Here is a 19,077-nt window from a genome sequence, read left to right as displayed (position 1 = left end):
GTCATGCGATCACCGCCCCGCCCGTCTCGCCGGTCAGCAAACGGGCGGCGAACTCGGCCGGCCTCTCGGCGAAGGGTCCGGAGGCGGCCCTCTGGGTCCGGGCCGTGGTCTGCTCCTTGCGCGGCTGCTTCTCCCGGGGCCGGCAGGCGCTCGGCGGTCCGGTTTCGGGCCTCCTGCGCGGCGCATTCGGAGGCCGCGAGCGCGCCGCAGTCCGGGTCGGCCTCGCGCCGGCCGGGCTCCACCGCGTCGAGGTACCGCCGGCGGGCCGCCTGGGTGAGGGCGCCGAGGATTTCCCGGACCTCCCCGACGGCCCGGGCGGCGGCTTTGGTGTCTGTGGGGCGGCCAACGATGCGACGGTCACCAGCTCGGCCTCCGTCAGGAGATCTGCCACCCGGCGCCGGTAGCCGCAGCCCCCGCACGGCCCGGCCGCCCGTTCCTGGCCGCAGTCCTCGCACGGCAGAGCCTGCCGGGCCGCCTCCTCAGCCGCCGCGGCCCGGCGCTTGTGCTCCGCCCGCCCCTGGGCAGTCGTAGGGACGGCATCGCGGCGGGCCTGCACTGTGGCGGCCTGCTCACGCCGCCACACGAAGTCCTCCGCCTCGATGGCGGCCTGCTCGCGAAGCCGGCCTTCGAGGACCTGGCTGCGGTCGCCGCCGGTGAGGCCGGGCAGCTCCCGGTCGATCTCCGCAGCGCTCTTCGGGCGGTGGGTGCGTCGGAGGTGTCCCGTGGACCGGCGGCAGGGGAGCCGGCACGGGCTCGGCCGGGCCCCCGGGCGGACGGGGGATGCGAGACGGGCCCGTTCCGTGTGCAGCCGTTGTACCCGAGAGGTACGGTCAACTCATGCTGACAGCCGCTCGGTTGAGTGATCACCTTCGGGCTCATGCACCCACGTACGTCGGGCTCGCAGCCGTCGTCGGCACGGTCATGGCCGGGCATCTCCAGGCGCAGGGCGTTCTGGAGACGGGAGAGAGGCAGGCGGCAAGCGTCCTGGAAGCGACGAGGAGCGAGGCGGACGGCCGACGGGACCGGGACCGGGCGCGTGAGCAGGTGACCCGCTACGGCGAACTGATCCAGTCCTCCACGCGCATGCGCCTCCTGATGCAGCGCTTCGAAAGACTCGACGCGAAGTCCAGACGTGATCCGGCGATCGTCGGGGAACTCACGGCGGGCACCGACGACCTGGCGGCGAGGGCGAATTCGGCGGCGGTGATCCTGCAGAACCATGAAAGCGAGGCGGTGCGGGTGAACTCCCACGGCATCGCCTTCACGATGCCCTACGCCGCACAGTGCCTGGAGACAGGTCTGCCGGGCAACGCGAACGGCTACCGGGTGGACTATCCGGGCCGGGGGCTCACCGGCTGCGGGGACCTGCGGGAGTGGCTGGAGGTCCACGAGAGCAGTCTGGCGAAGGCGTCGCCGACCTTCTCGTAGTCACGGCGCTGTCGTGGCCCGACGGGCACGGCACCCGGGCCGACGGCCCCGGCCTCCTCCCGGCCGTCGTGGCCGGGGCGGAGCCGGGCGGAGTTGCCCCAGGGTATTTTCCGGTCCGCGGTCGCTGTGGATCACACAGCCGGACTCCAGGCGGCCCGGTGCGGGTGCCATGTCCAGGGCATCGGCAACGAGTTCGGCGCGAGGCGGCCGGCCATCGAGCAGTCGGCCGCCTCGCGCGCCGCGCCCGGGCCGCACCGGCACAAGGCCCGATCAGACCTGACATGCTGCCCGGTCCGGACGGCGAGCGGCTCGTACCGCAGGACACTCGGTGACCGGCGCGGGCGTGCCGGTTCCGAGGAGGGGGCCCGCGACGGCCATGCTCCGCATCGCCCCAGGATGACTGAGAAGAGCCCGGACCGGCACCGGCTGCCCGATGCCGGCCGGAACTCGGACAGGGCAGACGGCGGAGGTGGATGACGGGCTCTCATGAACGGGTCGCCTGTGAGAAATTCGGGTTGAGATTGCTGCCCGGCGGAGTGTTACGTTGATCTGCTTCGCTCCGATCGGAAGGAAAGCAGATGGACGCCCCCTCCTTGCACCGCCGGTTCCTGAGCGACGCGCTTCCCCGGATCCGGCAGGATGCGCGCGTGGCCGGCGTGGCGATCACTGGGTCGATCGTGGGAGGCCGCCCCGATGTCTACTCGGACGTGGACCTGATCCTGGTCATCGATGACGAGGCGTACGAGGCGGTCATGCGGGAGCGGCTCGTGCTGATCGGCTCCTGGGCCTGCCTGGTGGCCGGATTCACCGGGGAGCATGTCGGCGAGCCGCGCGTGATCATCACGCTCGTCGGGCCGCCCCTCCTGCACGTCGACTTCAAGTTCGTCCGGGCCTCCGGCTTCGCCGAGCGGATCGAGGACCCGGAGATCCTGTGGGACCGGGACGGCCTCCTGGCCGGCGCCCTCGCCCAGCAGCAGCCGGTCACCCCGGCGTTCGACCTCCAGTGGATCGAGGACCGGTTCTGGATCTGGGTGCACTACGGCGCGACGAAGCTCGGCCGCGGGGAACTGTTCGAGACCATCAGCTTCCTCACCTACCTGCGCGAGACCGTGCTCGGCCCCCTGGCCGCCCGCCGGGTGGGCGCGTTCCCCCGCGGTGTACGCCACCTGGAGACCATCGCGCCCGAAGAGGCGCGCACCCTTCGGGCAACGCTGTGCGGCTACGACCGCCACGAAGCCGGACAGGCGCTCCTCGCCACCGTCGATCTCTACCGCCGGTGGTCCGATGCCGGCGGAGCGATCGTTGAACGGCGCCACCACGCCGAGAAGCTCGCCATGCAGTACCTCCACGACGTCATCGATCAGGGCCGCTGACATTTTCCGGCCCACCTCACCCCGGTCAACGAGCCGGCCGCCCGGGAACGACGCCGAGGCATGGGTCCTTCAAGGCCGGCCCGGCCGCGCCGTTTGCCGCCGGCCGGGCGGCTTTCGCCCCTGGGCGCGGTGCGGGGGCCGGGCACCGGGGCCGCGGTGAGCGAGGCGAGCCGTTCGGCTGAGCCATCAGGCCCTCGGCGAGCACCAGCAGGGGCCCGGAGCACGAACTCCATCACCTGGTCCGGCACGGCGTACGCCCTGGGGCAGCAGCCCCTGCGCTGGTACGGCTTCAGCTCCAACGGCAGCGCGGGCAGAAGGCATCCCCACCCCACCCGACGCCCAGCTCCTGCCGGACGCGCCGCACGCACTCGCGCGGACGCCTCCGAGATCACCCCCTCTGCCCCTCCCGGGCCCACCTCGGCCGGACCCCCGACCGGAGCGGTGCGCCTCGAACCGGGCGGCTGCGCCAGGGGTGATGCCGTGCTTCTGCAGGAAGCGAGCGATGACGACCGCGCTGGTGACCAAAGGGGGGCAGCAGCGGCCGCACAGCGGAGATGTTCACGCCGAACGGGGCGCCGGGAGTGGTGGCGTCAGCGTTTCAGCCGGGCGTCGAGCCACGTGAGGACCTCGGGGGTCACGGGGTCGGTGATGTCCGTGAACTCCTGGTGTTTCTTGAGGAACTTGGCCACGTACGGGCAGACGGGGACGATCCGCATCCCGGAGGCGCGGACGTCGTTCAGGGCCTGCTCGACGAGGATCGCGGCGAGTCCCTGGCCGGCGTAGGCGTCGTCGATCTCGGTGTGGAAGAAGACCCGCCGGTCGTCGCGGTCGCGGTAGGCGGTCAGGCCGGCGCGCTCGTCGTCGACGAGGATCTCGTAGCGGTGACGGGCGTCGGCGCGTCGGACGAGGGGGGCAGCGGTCTGCTCGCTCATGACGGTCCTTCCGGTGGGGGTTCAGCGGTGGGAGGGGTTCTTGCGGGGGGCGATGACGGCGTTCGGCAGGGCGGGGGCGGGCAGCCGGTCGCCGGGGTAGCCGTCGACGCTGCCGAAACGGTCGGAGGCCCGCTCCCATTCCTCCCGCGCCTCGACGATGTCCTGGTGGCTGCGGCCGATGAAGTTCCACCACATGACGATCTCTTCGCGAAACGGCGTGCCGCCGAGCAGGACCGCCCGTGCGCGGTGGCCGGAGACGTTGGTGAGGGTGAGCGCCGTCCGCCCGGTGGCCACGTAACCGAGTTCGGCGGGGCGGAGGACCGTGCCGGCGAGGCGGATATCGCCTTCGTCGACGAGCAGGCCGTGTTCGAAGGACGGGTCGACATCGAGGGTGACGGTGGCGCCGGGGCCGAGGAGGAGTTCGGCGCCGAGGAGCGGGGTGAAGGTGCGGACGGGAGAGGTCTGGCCGGCCAGCGTGCCCAGGAAGACTCTGAGTTCGGCGCCGTCTACGCGGAGCGGCTCAGGGGCGTGGTGCTGGAAGTCGCGGGGGGCGTTGCGGTGTTCGCCGGGGAGAGCCAGCCAGAGCTGGACGCCGTGCAGGACGGTGGTGAGGGGCGTGGAGACCTCCGTGTGGCTGATGCCGTGTCCGCCGGTCATGAGGTTGATCTCTCCGGGGCGTACGAAGGCGTGGGTGCCCAGGCTGTCGCGGTGCTCGATCTCGCCGGTGAAGAGCCAGCTCACGGTCTGCAGCCCGGTGTGCGGATGAGGGGCGACGTCCATGCCGCCGGAGTCGGCGACCAGGTCGGGGCCATAGTGGTCGGCGAAGCACCAGGCCCCGATGAGCGTCCGGGCCCGCTGGGGCAGTGTGCGGCGTACGGTCATGGCGCGCGGGCCGCCCAGCGGGACGTCCCGGGCCGTGAGGACCTCGACCTCTGTGTCACCCATCTCCGACCCCCACAGTGTAGTTTCTATTTCAACAACTGTTGGATGATAGCCGTGCCGACAACGCCCGGCAACTGACGAAGGAGCACAGGGTGAGTGAGACGGCGCAGGTCATGACAGCTCTCCGGTCCACCGGACGGACCTACCTCGACAAGCAGAGCCCCACCGCGTACCAGGCGCTGGTGCAGGCGGCCGACGCCGTCCGCACGACCGCCGCCGATGCGGGTCTCGACCGGATCCTGGTCGAACTGGTCAACCTCCGCGTCTCCCAGCTCAACGGCTGCGCCTACTGCCTCGACGTGCACACCCGGGCCGCGCTGCGGGCCGGTGAGACCACCCGGCGCCTCGGCGTGCTCGCCGCCTGGCGCGACACCGAACTCTTCACCGCCCGAGAACGCGCCGCCCTCGCCCTCGCCGAGGCCACCACCCGCCCCGCCGACGCCCTCGCCCAGGAGCGGGCGTACGCCGAGGCCCGAGAGGCGCTGAGCGACGACGAACTGTCCGCGGTGATCTGGGTGGCCATCACCATCAACGCCTTCAACCGGGTCTCGATCCTGAGCAAGCACCCGGTACGGGAGACCCCCTCCCGCTGAAACGCAAGACCCGGGTGAGGTGCGGGTGACCACTGCAGGAAGCTGCCCGCTCCCGATCGCCTGCCGCGGCAGTGACAACCCGAAGTGCTCACCGGCGACCTCCAGCACCCGGCGTTTCCCTTCGACAGGCGGCCGGTCGGCCATGCCGGGATGGACCGACTCCGCCTCGACGGGTGGGCGTTCAGCTCGGGCTTCCCGGCCAAGTACCGGATGCCGGAGAAAGACCCGTACTGGGTGGACTTCCCCCCCGTTCGCGCACTGCGATGCGTCCAAGGCGGCCGTGGCCTGCACGGTTCCCGAGCCGTGACAGGCTACTGGCCGCTGGTGGGGCGGCCGGTGCCGGCGTGCGGTGGCGGATCGGCGTCGCCCCGTTCGCCCGCACACCCGGCGCGGCGCGGCCGGATCGAGTTCCTGAGCGCCGATGCGGACCTGCGGGCGCCGCCCGTGAGCGTCTCCTCCCGGCGACGCCACGCGCGGCGCTTACGGGTTGACGGCCTCGTGTCGCGACAGGACCGCCGGATCAGCCGGTCAGGGTGTCCTTCAGCCAGGGAGCGATCACGGCCATCGCCTCGCCGAAGCGCGAGATGGCGCAGTGGCCGGTGTCCGGGATCAGTTCGACCCGGGTGTCCCGGCGGCCCTCGAACACCAGGGTGTCGTCCAGCGGGACGTGGACGTCCTCGGTCCCGTTGACCACCAGCATCGGCCCATTGGCGTCCTGGTCCAGCAGCGGGCGCAGGTCGAAGGCCGCGAAGGCCTCCTCGCGCTCGGCCGTGCCCGGCATGGCGCCGAAACCCAGGGCGTTGCCGACGATGCCGTCCATGCCGAAGGCGAAGCCGCGGCCCGGAGCGAAGGAGCGCTCCACCGGGCCGCCGAGCACCACAGAGGCGTCCACCGCCCCGGTCAGTCCGGTCCGGGCGGAGTAGTAACCGCCCATCGAGATGCCGAAGTGGCCGGCCTTCCCGTTGCCGATCGTGCGGGCGAAGGAGACCAGCCCGGCGATCACCTCGGCCCCGCCGTCCGGGGTCATCGGCAGGTGGGCGGTCTCGCCGGTGCCGGCGATGTCGAACAGCAGCAGCCGTGCCGGCAGGGCGAGCGCGAGCTGCTCCCACATGCCGTGCAGGTCGGTCTTCCAGGAGTCCACCCCGCCGCTGGCCAGCACGACCGGCGCGTCGGCGGGCAGGCCGGGGGCGGCCATCAGGTGGATCGGCAGGCCGGCTTCGCCGCCGCGGTACGGGACGGTGAGCGTGCGGCGCTCGAACTCCACCGGGAAGCCGGGGGCGGCGAGGGCGTACTGCTCGACCTGGCGGGCGAGCGCGGTGCGCTTCGGGCCGTCGGCCAGTGAGGGGAACTTGGCCCAGCCGTACGCCTGTGCGGCCAGGCGATGGCGCCCGGCCTCGGCGTGCCGGGCGCCGAGGGCGGACCATTCGTACACCCAGCTGCCGGGCCGGTCGGGCCACATCTCGGTGACGGCGGCGCGGACCGCGTCCACCTCGTCGACGGGGAGGCCGAGGGTCATCTGCGGGTAGCGCTCGACGAACAGGTCCTGCGGGTCCAGGGGCCAGGTGAAGGACATGGTGATGCCTCCTGCTGTACTTAAAGCCGGAACTCTTGCATTAGTGACTATGCGCTCGGGCGGCGCTTAACGCAAGCGCTCCTGCGTTAAGGTGGTGGTCGAGGTGATCGACACATGACCGAGGAAGAACCGGAGCCGATCCGCCGCCGCCCGGGCGGCCGCGCCGCGCGCGTCCGCCAGGCCGTTCTCGCGGCCGCCATGGAGGTGCTGGCCGAGGAAGGCATCGCCCGGCTCAGCATCGCCGAGGTCGCGGCCCGTGCCGGGGTCAACGAGACCACGGTGTACCGGCGTTGGGGCAGCCGGGAGAAGCTCGTGCTGGACGCCATGCTGGTCGGCAGCGACGAGGGCATCCCCGTCCCCGACACCGGAGCCGTCCGCACCGACCTGGCCACCTTCGCCCGCGCGCTGGCCGAGTACCTGGCCACCCCGACCGGCCGCTCCGTTGCCCGGGCGGCCTCGCTCAGCTCCGGCGACCCGGACCTCGCCGAGGCCTGGCAGACCTTCTGGCAGTCCCGCCTCGATCAGGCCGGCGCCATCGTCGGCCGGGCCGTCGAACGTGGGGAACTCCCGGCGGACACGGATGTGGCCCTGGCGCTGGAACTGCTCTGCTCCCCGCTCCAGACCCGCTCTCTGCTCGGCCACCGCCCGATCGAGCCGGACTTGCCGGAGCGCTTGGCGGACTTGGTGCTGGACGGTCTGAGGGGGAGGAGCTAGGGGCTGCCTCCCCAGGCCCTCAGGGGGCTGCTGGACAGCGGCGTTCCACCGCCGCCCAGGGTTCCAGCGTCGCTCCAGCGCGGCACCCGCAGCCGCGACTTGCGCAGGAGGGCGTTCTTGTCGCAGTCCCTGCTGGTGTCTGCGTCGCGCTGCGCTGGTGTCTGCGTCGCGCTGCCGAGGGGCCCGGCAGCCGCACACCAGGTGATGACGTGCCCGTGCCCACAGGCTCCACCGGACGAATACTGCATATGACGAATACCGCACATTCGGAATGACGCTCCCCGCCGGCCGGGGCGCCTGAGCGGTCGACGGACGAGCGGCGGGCCTTCGCGAACGACCTGGCCCGATCGCAGCTGACCGCGGCGCCGGCCGGCGGCAACCGAGCGAAGGGCGGCAAGGCCCCGGGGAACTGGCGCCCGCCGCTGAAGTCGTACCACTGCACCTGCAGCCGTGCCTGGACCGGCGTGAAGTCCGACTATGACCTCACCGCCAACCCTGCCGAGGCGGACGCCCTGTCCCGGATGCCCGACACCTGCAACGCCCGGCCCCTCCGGGCGGAACACCGGGCCGCATCGAGCGGGCACTTCGCCCGGGAGGCCGCCGGAGCGCCGGACGGTGACGCCCGGCCCCGGCCCGTCGCGGGGGCAGGGGAGACAGGACACCCCGCCCGGCCGCTGCCTCCGCGGCGACCCACCACCCCCGGGCCCGAGCTGGTTGCCGGATCCCTCCCCTGGAGGATTACGGCAACGCGCGGATCTGCCGGCTGCGGCAACCTGATGGTGCCCGGCCCTTGTGGGCGGTCCCGGGGTACTGCCGGGCGGAGCCGGTAAAGGAAGCAGCGCCGGAGCCGGTCCGGCAAATGAGGGAGGACGCAGGTGGTGACGAGGCGACGTGTCGTGCAGGCAGCGGTCGGCGGAATGTTCGTGCTCCTTCCGGCAGCCACCGCGCCTCCACGTCTGCGCGAGCCCGGCGGCAAGGGCGTTCTGGATCCGGTAAAGGTGGACAAGTACGTCACTCCGCTCGTCGTCCCGCCCGTTATGCCGCAGGCCGGGGGCGGCGTCGCTGATCACATCGACCACTACGTCATCGGCGTGCGACAGTTCCAGCAGCAGGTGCTGCCCTCCGGTCTGCCGGCGACGACCGTGTGGGGGTACGGATCGGCTCTGCATCCGCGCAGCTTCCACTACCCCGCCTTCACCATCGAGGCCCGTGCCGGAACGCCTGCCCGGGTGAGGTGGAAGAACCAGCTGCTTGATCGCAGAGGCCGGTACTTGCCGCACCTGCTGCCGGTCGACCCCACACTGCACTGGGCGAACCCTCCGGGCGGAGCGTCGGCCCGGGACTCACGTCCCGGATTCCGCTCGACACCCGGACCGTACTCGGGCCCGGTGCCGATCGTGACACACCTGCACGGCGGGCGGAACTCGGAGGAGAGCGACGGCTACACCGAAGCCTGGTACCTTCCCGGCGCGCTTGACATTCCGGCGGGATACGCTGAAGTCGGCTCGTTCTACGAGGAGTTCAAGGAAAAGTTCGAAGGCCGGTTCGGCGACGCCTGGGGCCGGGGGGACGCCGTGTTCCAGTACGCCAACGAGGAGAGAGCCTCGACCTTCTGGTTCCACGACCACACCATGGGCGTCACGCGGCTGAACGTCTACGCCGGACTGGCAGGGTTCTACCTTCTGCGGGGCGGACCTGCGGACCTTCCCGACGGGGTATTGCCCGGTCCCGCACCCCGGGCCGGTGATCCGCCCGGCCGGAAGTACTACGAGATCCCTCTCGTCATCCAGGATCGTTCGTTCCACGCCGACGGCAGCCTCTTCTACCCGGCCGGACGCACTGCCTTCGACGGATTCAGGGGCCCCTACATCCCGGACAGCGACATCTCTCCGATCTGGAATCCCGAGTTCTTCGGCAACATGATGGTGACCAACGGGAGGACCTGGCCGGTCCTTCAAGTCGAACCGCGCCGCTACCGGTTCCGGCTTCTCAACGGATGCAACTCGCGATACCTGATCCTGAAGATTGCCACCCGCCCACTCGCCCACCGCCCCGCGGCCCCCGCCCTCCCCTTCTGCCAGATCGGCAGCGAGGGAGGCTTCCTCCCCGCGCCCGTACGACAAGACCAATTGCTCATCGCTCCCGCCGAGCGTGCCGACGTGATCGTCGACTTCGCATCGGTACCGGTCGGGACCGAGTTGTATCTCATCAATGAGGGCCCTGATAAAGCGTTCCAGGGCGGAAAGGCGGGTTCGGACTTCTCCCCGGCCGACCCGGCCACCACCGGGCAGGTCATGAAGCTCACGGTAGGAGCACTCACCGCTTTGGACAGGACCGTCCCACCCTCCCAGCTGTCGCTGCCGTCGTTCGAGCCGTTGGGGGAGGCGAGCCGCATCCGACGGCTTTCCCTCAGTGAGCAGAACTCCGCATCACTCCCGCATGTAGGACCCCGGCACATGCTGCTCGGCACCCTGGACCGAAACGGAGCCGCTGTCCCGATGCACTGGGACGACCCCGTCACGGAGAATCCGGCCCTGGGAGCGACAGAGATCTGGGAGATTCACAACCTCACGAAGGATGCCCACCCGATCCATGTCCACGAGGTCCAGTTCCAGGTCCTCGACCGACAACAGGCCGGCCGTGCAGCCCGGCCCGCAGAGCCGTGGGAGAGCGGCTTCAAAGACACAGCAGTCGCCTACCCGGGTGTTGTGACGAGGCTGAAGGCGACATTTGACCGGCCTGGCCGGTACGTGTGGCACTGCCACATGCTCGAACACGAGGACAACGAGATGATGCGTCCCTACACCGTCGGATGACGGCGCAGGACGAGGGCCCTGCGGGACCAGGGGCCCCCAGGGTGTGATCGGCCGGCTCCATCGCCCTGCCGGTCTTCTGACCGAGCAGTTGTGCCTGGTCTACCGGCGTTACGGACTGAACGAGGGAGAGTTCGACGTCCTGGCGGCGCCCCGGAGGGCCGGGGAGCCCTTCGAGCGCGCCCCTGGCGAGCCGGCCACGTTCACCATGGTCACCACGGGCGCGATGACCAAACGCATCGACAGGCTCGAACGCAACGGGTTGGTCACACGTCGCCGGTCCGTCGAGGATGGCCGGGGACGCGTGGTCGCACTCACCGCGGTGGGACGGGAGCTGTTCGACCGGGCCTTCACCGACCACATGAGCAATGAACGCCGCATACTCGACGAGCTCAACCCCGACGAGGCCGCACGCCTCGAAAAACTGCTCACCGCCTGGCTGGCACGTGTCGAACCGCCCCCCGGCACACCGTAGTGACTCCTGCGGATGTCACGGCCGAAGCCCTTCGGCTCGCTCAGCATCCCCGTGTTTCACCCGAACCCGCAGATGCACCGACTTGAAGCGCACCGGTGGACCCGTGGGATCGCGCTGAGAAGCCTTCGGTCCACCAGAACCACGGAGATCTCGGCCCTGCTCTCCCGAAGCTGCCGCGAAGTGACGAGCAGCGCGGCGAACTGCGCGTTCACATGGCTTCTGGAGCGCGGTCCGACCCGACGCGCATGTCTCATGCTGCGGCTCGCGCACCCGGTGCGGTGCGCGGACGCAGCACGGTGCCGGAGACCGAGGACCGGGGAGATCAATGACGGTTCAGGGGCCGGGCCGTGTCCGGGTGTCGACCATCAGTACGTCGGGGCCGGCACGGACGCCGGCCCGTCGGAGCAGGACATCGACGAACAACTCGCAGGCACTGGCCTGGTCTGCATCAACACGGATTCGGCCTACGCCCGACCGGCACCTCTTGCGGCGACATCGATGTGGTCTTCGACGTGGCTTCCGCTGAGCCGCCGCCGACCTGCCAGGGGTGGGACGAGGCCGTCGAGGTCGGCCTGTACTTCCCGAGCGACCATGTTTCGGATAGCGAAGTTGCCCGAAACCGTGCCGGATATCATCTTGATCATGTCACGCATTGATGGTCGTGAGAACGACCCGATTCTCGTGATCGGTGCCGGGATTGTGGGCGCCTCGATCGCGCATCATCTCGCACGCTCTGGCCGCCGGGTCACTGTCTTGGAACGGAGCTCCGCGGCTGAAGGCGTGACCGGAAAATCGTTTGCCTGGATTGGGTTCGCAAAGAGTGCCGCGGCAGCCTATTCCGATCAGTTGCGAGGGCGCGCCGCCGAAGAATTCGACCGTCTCAAGCGCGAACTCACTGAGCCCGTCGGCCTTCGTAGCTGTGGCGCGATCACCTGGGAGGAAACGGAAGCGGAGACGCGGGAATTCATCGACTCCCATCATGCGCTCGGTCATCCGATCAGGCTCCTGAGCAGAGAAGACGTGCTGGCTCGCGAACCCAGCTTGCTCAAGGCTCCGAAGGTAGCCGCATACGCGCCGGGCGACGTCGGCGTCGACCCGGCTGCGTTCACGCGAGCGCTCCTTCGAGCCGCCGAGGAGAACGGTGCCACCGTTCATCCGGGAACCGACGCGCTGTCATTGCTGACGGACGGTACTGAGGTGCGCGGTGTCTCGACCGCTCATGGGCCCGTCTACGGCTCGACCGTCGTGCTCGCTACGGGGACCGAGACTCCCAGACTTGCCGCGTCAACCGGAGCCGTCGTCGAGATCGATGCCTCACCCTGCTGTCTGATCAGATACTCCACGCCGTATCCGCTGGTGAACGGCATTCTTTCCGGCCCGGATTTCGAGATCAGGCAATTGGACGATACGACGCTGATCGCGGCCGAGGACGTCCCGGAGGGGTTCGAGAACGATCCTCGCGAACTTGCCCGACCGACCCTGCGCGCGATCCGCAGGCTCCTTGCCGGCGGCAATGAGGTCGAGTTGCTGGATGCGGCCATTGCCGACCGTCCCGTGCCACGTGATGGTCGTCCTCTTCTCGGCTACGCGGAGGGAGTCAGCGGCCTGTACTTGGCTGCGGCACACCCGGCGATGATCCTGTCCGGAGCGATTGGAGCTCACGTGGCTCAAGAACTCGCCTGACCGGGCGGGGTACGCGAGGAGCAGCCGTCCCGGCCGGCCATGGTGGGGCCGTAGCTGTCGCCGGGCCGGCCGGCCGCCTGGGGGCGCCTGCGCTGTGTACGAGGGGAGCGAACGGCTCGGACGCCGCAGATGGGTCATCCGTCGTCGCTGACCGGCTACCGCAGACTCAATCACCGCTACGAACGCCACCCCCGGTGCATCTGGGTGTCGCGCCAAGCGCGGTACGCCGCGGTGCCGTTCACAGGCAGGCGGCAGTGGGCGCCGCGCGACGGCATGCCGCAAGCGTGAAGGGCGTCGTGCCAGGTGCCTCACGCGCGTGCCCCACGAGCTGTCACCTGAGACAGCCGAAAGGCCCAGAAGCGCTACCGCTGGACGACGCCCCCTTCTTGCCGTTTGCGATATCGGAGCGCTCAGGTCGGCGGGACACCGCTCCCAAGAAAGGCTTTGGCGGGATCAGGCTCTGGTTGGCGGGCTATGTCGTGAATTCGTAAAGGTGCCGGGTGAGGGGCAACGCGTGGGGCGGCCGGCTCATCTGGACAGTCAGCGAGGCGCGCCGGGCGCCTTCGCGAAGGGGTGGGTCTCGCCAGGTGGGGGATCCGCGGGAGGGAAGTCCATGACCAGGACGAAGAAGACCGGGGTAAAGACGCGGGGCGGCCGTGTGGCTGTGATCGGTGCGCTGGGTCTGGCCTCAGTGACCCTGGCCGCCGGGCCGGCGTTCGCCAAGGGCAGTGTGGACATCACGGCGCCGCCCACGGCGCAGGTCGGCAAGACCATCACGGTCAAGGCGCACGGCGGCGATGACAGCGCCGGCTACCTGCACCAGCTGTGCCTGGAGGAGAACGGCTTCGGCCAAGGCTGGCACCAGGAGAACTGCAGCGCCGCGGTCGAGGGCGACGTGCGGGTCACTGCCCACGGCACTTCCGCGCGCCGCGGCAACCTGAAATTCCGTGCGGTGCTGTACGGCCTGACCAGCCCGCACGACCAGAATCCCGTGCGCCTGCACGCCTCTGACGTGGTGACGGTGCACGTCCGCTGAGCCGGCAGCGCGGCCGTGGACAGCCGGCACGACCACTGCCCACGGCCGCGCGTCGGACGGGGCCGCCGCGCCCTCGGCCCGGCGGTTTGAAGCCTGGACGGTGACGGCGCAGCACGGCCGGGGCCGCCCGCCCATCCGTACGCCCCAAGGCAGCAGGAACCCGCTGCCGGGTCGGGACGGTGCGGGCTGACGGAACACGCTGTTGCCGCCTGGCGGTCGTCGAAGCCGCGTACGCCGTTCCACGTGCCGAAGCAGTGGCCGAAGCTGCGGTTCTTCTGCATCGGGATCACGACGTGGCGGATGTCGTCCACGGTGTCACTTCCTTTCCGCCGACGTGATGAGGGAGCCGAGCAGGGCCAGGTCGGCCCGCTCCAGGGAGTCGAGGACTGTCCGGTTGGCCGCGGGCCGGATCAGTACGGTGGAGGGCACGGCGAGCACCGCGCACCCGGCAGCCTCGGCCGAGGTGACACCCGTGGGCGTATCCTCGACGACCACGCACGCGTGCGGATCGACGCCCAGAGCAGCGGCTGCGGCCAGGTAAGGGTCAGGCGCCGGCTTGGTGCGGACGGTGTCCTCGACTGCGAAAGTCAGCGTGAACCGGTCTTCCCCCAGCGCCGCTCGCACGAGGTCGACGACATGGCGCGGCGAGGCGGAGACGATCGCTGTGGGCACGCCGGCCGTGGCCAGCTCGTCCAGCAGGCGCAGTACGCCCGGACGCGGGACGATATCGCGGGCGACCCGGGCGGCGAACACGGCATCCAGCTCGGTGGCGAGCGCGTCGGCGTCGCAGGCCGCCGGAGCACCAGTGCGGTGCAGGTGAGCAGCAGTGTACGCAGCCGGCCGGCCCAGTACATGAGGGGTGTCCGTGTCGGTCAGTGGCCGCCCGATCCGGCCTGCGACCTGTTCCACCGCAGCCCTCCACAGCCGCTCGGTGTCGACGAGCGTGCCATCCATGTCGAACAGGACGGCAGCGGGGATGACGGGTGCGGCGATGCGTTCCAAGGTGCGTTTCTCCATCCGGAAGTCAGGAGCGGGAGCAGACGGCGCTCCGCGTCCAGCAAAGGGTTCGTCAGCTGGGGCGATGACAACTGACGGTGTCTTGTGGTGGGGCATCGGTCTGGTCCGTCAGCTTCCCCCGCAGCCGCTTGCGCGGCGGCGGTCCACCAGCACGGGCCGTTCCGGCAGTGTCAGCGTCACCGCCGCACCGACCGGTAGCGTGGTCATGGCGTGTGTGGGCACGTCGGCCGACACCTCGGCGCCGCCTGCCAGCCGCACGGTCAACCGCGAGGCCGCGCCCAGGAACGCCGCGCCCGTAATCCGGGACGTGCCGTTCTTGTCCGGCGTGACCTCGACTGCCTCCGGCCGTACCAGTACGTCCACTTCACCGGTGCCGCCGGCGCCCTGGGTGCCCAGCAGCCTCCCGTTGACCGGCAGCCTGCGGCCGAGCACGTGCACGGTCTTGTCGTCCGTCCCGGTCCGGGCGGGGATCCGGCTCATCACCCCCACGAACTCGGCAACGAACGCGGTCGCGGGGCGTTCGTACAGCTCCGCCGAAGGCGCGCACTGCTCCAGTCGCCCGGCACGCATCACTGCGACCCGGTCAGCCATGGAGAGGGCTTCCTCCTGGTCGTGTGTCACGAAAAGGGTCGTGATGCCCAGCTTCTGCTGGAGACGGCGGATCTCCTCGCGCAGCGTCAGCCGTACCTGTGCGTCGAGTGCCGACAGCGGCTCGTCGAGCAGCAGCACGCGTGGCTGCAGTGCCAGAGCCCGCGCCAGCGCGATCCGCTGCTGCTGGCCTCCGGACAGTTGATGCGGATAGCGGCCGGCGTGCTTGGGCAGTCCGACCAGTTCGAGGAGTTCGGCGGCGCGAGCCCGCCGCTCGGCTTTGCGGATGCCGCTCATCCGCAGCCCGAAGGCGATGTTGTCGAGGGCGGTCAGGTGCGGGAAGAGGCTGTAGGACTGGAACACCATGCCCGCGTCGCGGCGGTGCGCGGGAACGCCTGTGATGTCCTCGCCGTCCACGAGCACCTCGCCCGAGTCGGGCCGCTCGAATCCGGCGAGGGTGCGCAGTGCGGTGGTCTTGCCGCAACCGGACGGGCCGAGCAGCGCCACGAGTTCACCCGGCTCGACCGTCAGGTCCAGGCCGTCCAGCGCGGTCGTGGCGCCGAAGGAGCGGCGCAGCCCGCGGAACTCGACGGTGGCACCGGCCCGCGTCGGGCTGATGGTTCCGAGGTCGCTTGCGAGGTCGGTCATGGGGTCTCCGTAAGGTGTTTGCCGGCCCGGGAGGGCCGGATGTGGTTTATGGGGTCTTGCCTTCAGTGGCTCCCAGGAAGTGGCCGTCCGGCTCTTCGGGGCGCCTTGGTGGGGGACCGAACCGGGATTTCTGCCTCAAGAAGCGTGGCGAGGGCTGCGAACACGTCCAGGCCGTCATCGCGCTGGCCCGCCGGCGGGCCGGCGTTCTGCGGGCCCTTCCGCGCGACAACCGGGCCTTCGCGCCCGTCCTGCCCGTCGCACAGGCGGCTCGACTCCGTCATCGGGACTCCTTGGGATGGCGAGCGCGTCCGGCAGTGGCGACGATCAACAGCAGTGCCCAGGTGACGAGCAGGCCCATCACCGACACGGCCACCGACATCTGCGCCTGCGAGCCGCTGATGGCGAGGATCCACACGGCGAACGGCTGGTAGCCGAGGATCGCGGCGACGGTGTACTCCCCGAGCACCAGCGCCAGGGTCAGGAACGCCGTGTTGAGCAGCGCCCCGCGCAGGTTGGGCAGCACCACCTGCAGGAGGGTGCGCGGCCATGGCGCCCGGCAGGCCCGGGCGGCCTCGACAAGCATCCGCAGGTCGATGGCTGCGATCCCGGCGTCGAGTGTGCGGTACGCCAGCGGCAGTGCCATCAGCGTGTACGCGAGCACCAGGACGAAGGGGAAGTTCTGATCCTGGATGGCTACCAGGGCCTGGAAGACCGGGGTGCCGGCGAAGTGGTCCGGTCCCCAGCTCAACACCGCGCTGATTCCGGCGACAAGGGCGACAGCGGGTACGACCAGCGGCAGCATGCACACGATCTCGACGAGTGTGCGCAGGCGCGGTGCGGCCAGTCGTACGGTGACCAGGGCAGGCACGAGCAGCCCCAGCACAAGCGCGATGGTGGCGGCGGCCAGTTTCAGAGTCAGCGTCAGACTGTCGGTGAAGCCGTTGGCGCTGAAGATGCCGGTGTAGGCCCCGAAGTCGATGCTCCGGCCCGGGATGCCGGCGCCGATGCTGAAGGCGACGGCGCAGGCGATCGGGACGAGGAAGTACGCACCGGTGAGCAGCAGCACGGCGGCGCGCCCATACCGGAGTTCGCTCAGGCGAGCCATCGTGTGCTCCTGCGTTGCAGCGGCAGCTGAATGGCCATGACGAGCCCTGCCACCAGCACCATGTCGACACCGAGTGCGAGCGCGACATTGCCCTGGCCGACCAGGACGTCGCCGGACAACGCGTCCGCGATCTGCATGGTGACCAGCGGTACCGAGCTGCCGACCATCGCGGCGGCGGTCGCATAGGCGCTGAACGCGCTGCCGAACAGCAATACGTAGCCGCCGAGGAGTGAGGGTGTGAGGACGGGCAGCGCGACATGTGTCCAGTACTGGAAGGCGTTCGCACCGTTGTTGCGGGCGGCCTCCCGCCATTGCCGCCGCAGCCCTTCCAGAGCTGGGGTGAGCGTGAGCACCATGAGCGGAATCAGGAAGTAGAGGTAGACCAAGGTCAGGCCCCAGAAGCCGTACAGGCTCCAGCCACGGCTGAGCAGGTGGAAGCGGCTCGTCAGCACGCCGGCGTTGCCGAGCGTCGCCACGAAGGCGAACGCGAGCGGCACACCGCCGAAGTTCGCCAGCACGCCCGACGCTGCCAGCACCGCCTCTCGCAGGGCGCGGAATCGCGAGGTCACGATCACGTGGGCGATCGGCAGGCCGACGACGGTGGCGACCAACGCGGAGACGGCGGAGAGCTTGACGCTGCCGAGCAGCGCGGTCAGATAGGTGCCGTGCAGCGAGGCGCTGATGTTCGCGCCGGTGAGACGGGCCCCGCCCGGCTCGGTCCCGGGTGTGGTGAACGCGCCGAACACCATCGTCCCGAAAGCCAGGCCGAACACCACGGCGGCGAATACGAGCAGCGGCAGGACACCGAGCCAGCCGGCCAGACGCGGAAGGCGTCGCCGCCGGCCGGCCCCGAGGCCTGCACTGCGGCCGGCGTAACGGGTCCTGCTGTCGCCGCCGGCCACCGTCTGGATGGCACTCATCCGGCGACCGCCTGGGACCAGCCCTGGGCGACGTCCTGCTTGGCCTTGCTGATCTGGCCCTCGGTCGGGAAGGCGCCCGCACCGTTGCCGGGTACCGGCGGGAGTTTGGCCGCGGAGGCCGTGTCGAGAGTTCCAGCCTGCTTCATCGAGGGCATCAGCACCGGGCGGGAGTATCCCTTGAGCCACAGGTTCTGGCCCTCGGGGCTGTACAGGAACTCCTGCCACAGGCGGGCCGCGGCCGGGTGCGGTGCCCACTTCACGATCGCCTGCGAGTAATAACTGGCGTACACACCGTCCACCGGGATGCTGACCTTCCAGTCGACGCCCTTGCCGCGGAACTGGTCCGCGTACCCGGCGTTGAGGTAGTCCCAGGTGATGCTGATCGGCGTCTCGCCCTTCTGAATGGTCGCAGGGCTCGACTCGACAGGGTTGAAGTTGCCGGCCTTCTTCAGGCGGGCGAAGAAGTCCAGGCCGGGCTTGACGTTGTCGTAGGAGCCCTTGCCGGCGAGTGCCGAGGCGTACACGGCGCCGAAGGCCGAGGCGGACTTCGTCGGGTTGCCGGTCAGCGCGACCTGGCCCTTGTACTGCGGATCGAGCAGCTCGGCGAAGGTCTTCGGGCACTTCTTGACACGGGCCGCGTCACAACCGATGGAGATATAGCCGCCGAAGTCGTTGTACCACCGGGCCTGGGGGTCCTTCTGCGTCTTCGGGATCTGGTCGAACGCACTGACCCGGTACGGCGCCAGGAGGTTCTGCCCGGCCGCGCTCATGGCGAAGGCACCGCCCACGTCGATGACGTCCGGAGAGCGGTCCTGGCCCTTGCGGGAGGTGACCGCGCTGATCTCGTCCTGGCTGGAAGCGTCGGGGTTCTCGACCTCGACCTTGATCCCGTACTTCTTCTCGAAGGTGTCGATGATCTCGCCGTAGTTCGCCCAGTCGCGAGGAAGGGCGATGGCGTTCAACTTGCCCTCCTTCTTTGCGGCCGAGACAAGGGCGTCCATGCCGCCGAACTCCTCTGCCGAGGCCGCGGCCCTGCTGCCGCCATCACCCCCAGCGCTGCTGGACGAGCTGCAGGCAGTGAGCCCAACCGCGGCCATGACGACGGAGCAGGCAAGGCTCACCGTGCGAACGTGCAGTTTCACAAGGTTCTCCAGGTGGAGTGAAGTTGGCTGTACAACTTGAGCCATTACCGCGAAGGAGGATGTCCAGGAGATGAACACCAGCACGCGAAGGGGCG

General features: G+C 70.0%; 16 protein-coding genes and 1 pseudogene. 8 read left to right on the top strand and 9 right to left on the bottom strand.

The window, feature by feature from the left end; translation table 11 throughout:
• Positions 1-837 precede the first annotated feature (837 nt).
• Positions 838-1,428, top strand: coding sequence for a hypothetical protein (locus ACF08M_RS34065; RefSeq protein ID WP_392189135.1), 591 nt, complete (start codon positions 838-840; stop codon positions 1,426-1,428).
• Positions 1,429-2,006: 578 nt separating this feature from the next.
• On the top strand, positions 2,007-2,801 hold the full coding sequence (locus tag ACF08M_RS34060) for a nucleotidyltransferase domain-containing protein (protein WP_392189134.1): 795 nt from the start codon (positions 2,007-2,009) through the stop codon (positions 2,799-2,801).
• Positions 2,802-3,391: 590 nt separating this feature from the next.
• On the opposite strand, the gene ACF08M_RS34055 is transcribed toward ACF08M_RS34060, so the two are convergent.
• Together ACF08M_RS34055 and ACF08M_RS34050 are read right to left on the bottom strand one after the other, a co-directional pair.
• The gene (locus ACF08M_RS34055; RefSeq protein WP_392189133.1) at positions 3,392-3,733 is read right to left on the bottom strand and encodes a GNAT family N-acetyltransferase; all 342 of its coding nucleotides are present in this window, start codon (positions 3,731-3,733) and stop codon (positions 3,392-3,394) included.
• Between the two features lie 21 nt (positions 3,734-3,754).
• Positions 3,755-4,678, bottom strand: a complete 924-nt coding sequence (locus ACF08M_RS34050; protein WP_392189132.1) for a pirin family protein — start codon at positions 4,676-4,678, stop codon at positions 3,755-3,757.
• 110 nt (positions 4,679-4,788) lie between these two features.
• Here ACF08M_RS34050 and ACF08M_RS34045 point away from each other — a divergent pair, with 110 nt between their 5' ends.
• Positions 4,789-5,268, top strand: coding sequence for a carboxymuconolactone decarboxylase family protein (locus ACF08M_RS34045; RefSeq protein ID WP_392189146.1), 480 nt, complete (start codon positions 4,789-4,791; stop codon positions 5,266-5,268).
• Positions 5,269-5,788: 520 nt separating this feature from the next.
• Here the strand turns inward: ACF08M_RS34045 and ACF08M_RS34040 are convergent.
• Positions 5,789-6,841: an alpha/beta hydrolase gene (locus tag ACF08M_RS34040; protein WP_392189131.1), complete on the bottom strand. Its 1,053-nt coding sequence runs from the start codon at positions 6,839-6,841 to the stop codon at positions 5,789-5,791.
• A gap of 114 nt (positions 6,842-6,955) precedes the next feature.
• Between ACF08M_RS34040 and ACF08M_RS34035 the strand changes: the two genes are divergently transcribed.
• The 5 genes from ACF08M_RS34035 to ACF08M_RS34015 all read left to right on the top strand — a co-directional run bounded on the left by ACF08M_RS34035 (position 6,956) and on the right by ACF08M_RS34015 (position 13,562).
• The gene (locus ACF08M_RS34035; protein ID WP_392189130.1) at positions 6,956-7,555 is read left to right on the top strand and encodes a TetR/AcrR family transcriptional regulator; all 600 of its coding nucleotides are present in this window, start codon (positions 6,956-6,958) and stop codon (positions 7,553-7,555) included.
• An 878-nt stretch (positions 7,556-8,433) separates the two neighbouring features.
• Complete coding sequence (locus ACF08M_RS34030) at positions 8,434-10,371, top strand: multicopper oxidase family protein (RefSeq protein ID WP_392189129.1); 1,938 nt, start codon at positions 8,434-8,436, stop codon at positions 10,369-10,371.
• A gap of 43 nt (positions 10,372-10,414) precedes the next feature.
• A complete protein-coding gene (locus ACF08M_RS34025) occupies positions 10,415-10,843 on the top strand; it encodes a MarR family winged helix-turn-helix transcriptional regulator (RefSeq protein WP_392189128.1) in 429 nt (142 codons plus the stop codon).
• Between the two features lie 642 nt (positions 10,844-11,485).
• Positions 11,486-12,526, top strand: coding sequence for an NAD(P)/FAD-dependent oxidoreductase (locus tag ACF08M_RS34020; protein WP_392189127.1), 1,041 nt, complete (start codon positions 11,486-11,488; stop codon positions 12,524-12,526).
• A gap of 613 nt (positions 12,527-13,139) precedes the next feature.
• On the top strand, positions 13,140-13,562 hold the full coding sequence (locus ACF08M_RS34015) for a hypothetical protein (RefSeq protein WP_392189126.1): 423 nt from the start codon (positions 13,140-13,142) through the stop codon (positions 13,560-13,562).
• A 218-nt stretch (positions 13,563-13,780) separates the two neighbouring features.
• Here ACF08M_RS34015 and ACF08M_RS34010 read toward each other — a convergent pair.
• The 6 genes and pseudogenes from ACF08M_RS34010 to ACF08M_RS33985 all read right to left on the bottom strand — a co-directional run.
• Positions 13,781-13,852 (bottom strand): annotated as a pseudogene (locus ACF08M_RS34010) (hypothetical protein); the annotation flags it as partial.
• A gap of 25 nt (positions 13,853-13,877) precedes the next feature.
• A complete protein-coding gene (locus ACF08M_RS34005; protein ID WP_392189125.1) occupies positions 13,878-14,564 on the bottom strand; it encodes an HAD family hydrolase in 687 nt (228 codons plus the stop codon).
• A gap of 123 nt (positions 14,565-14,687) precedes the next feature.
• Entirely contained in the window at positions 14,688-15,815 is a 1,128-nt protein-coding gene (locus ACF08M_RS34000) for an ABC transporter ATP-binding protein (protein WP_392189124.1), read from the bottom strand.
• Between the two features lie 277 nt (positions 15,816-16,092).
• Positions 16,093-16,920, bottom strand: a complete 828-nt coding sequence (locus ACF08M_RS33995; protein ID WP_392189123.1) for an ABC transporter permease — start codon at positions 16,918-16,920, stop codon at positions 16,093-16,095.
• On the bottom strand, positions 16,908-17,840 hold the full coding sequence (locus ACF08M_RS33990; RefSeq protein ID WP_392189122.1) for an ABC transporter permease: 933 nt from the start codon (positions 17,838-17,840) through the stop codon (positions 16,908-16,910). Before ACF08M_RS33990 ends, ACF08M_RS33995 begins: the two co-directional genes overlap by 13 nt.
• A complete protein-coding gene (locus ACF08M_RS33985) occupies positions 17,837-18,937 on the bottom strand; it encodes an ABC transporter substrate-binding protein (protein ID WP_392189145.1) in 1,101 nt (366 codons plus the stop codon). The genes ACF08M_RS33990 and ACF08M_RS33985 overlap by 4 nt, the downstream gene beginning before the upstream one ends.
• Between the last annotated feature and the right edge of the window lie 140 nt (positions 18,938-19,077).

This window comes from Streptomyces sp. NPDC015032, assembly GCF_043080425.1.
Lineage (GTDB): Bacteria > Actinomycetota > Actinomycetes > Streptomycetales > Streptomycetaceae > Streptomyces.
The sequence above is the reverse complement of the archived record's forward strand: the minus strand, read 5'-3'. Positions and strand labels throughout refer to the sequence as shown.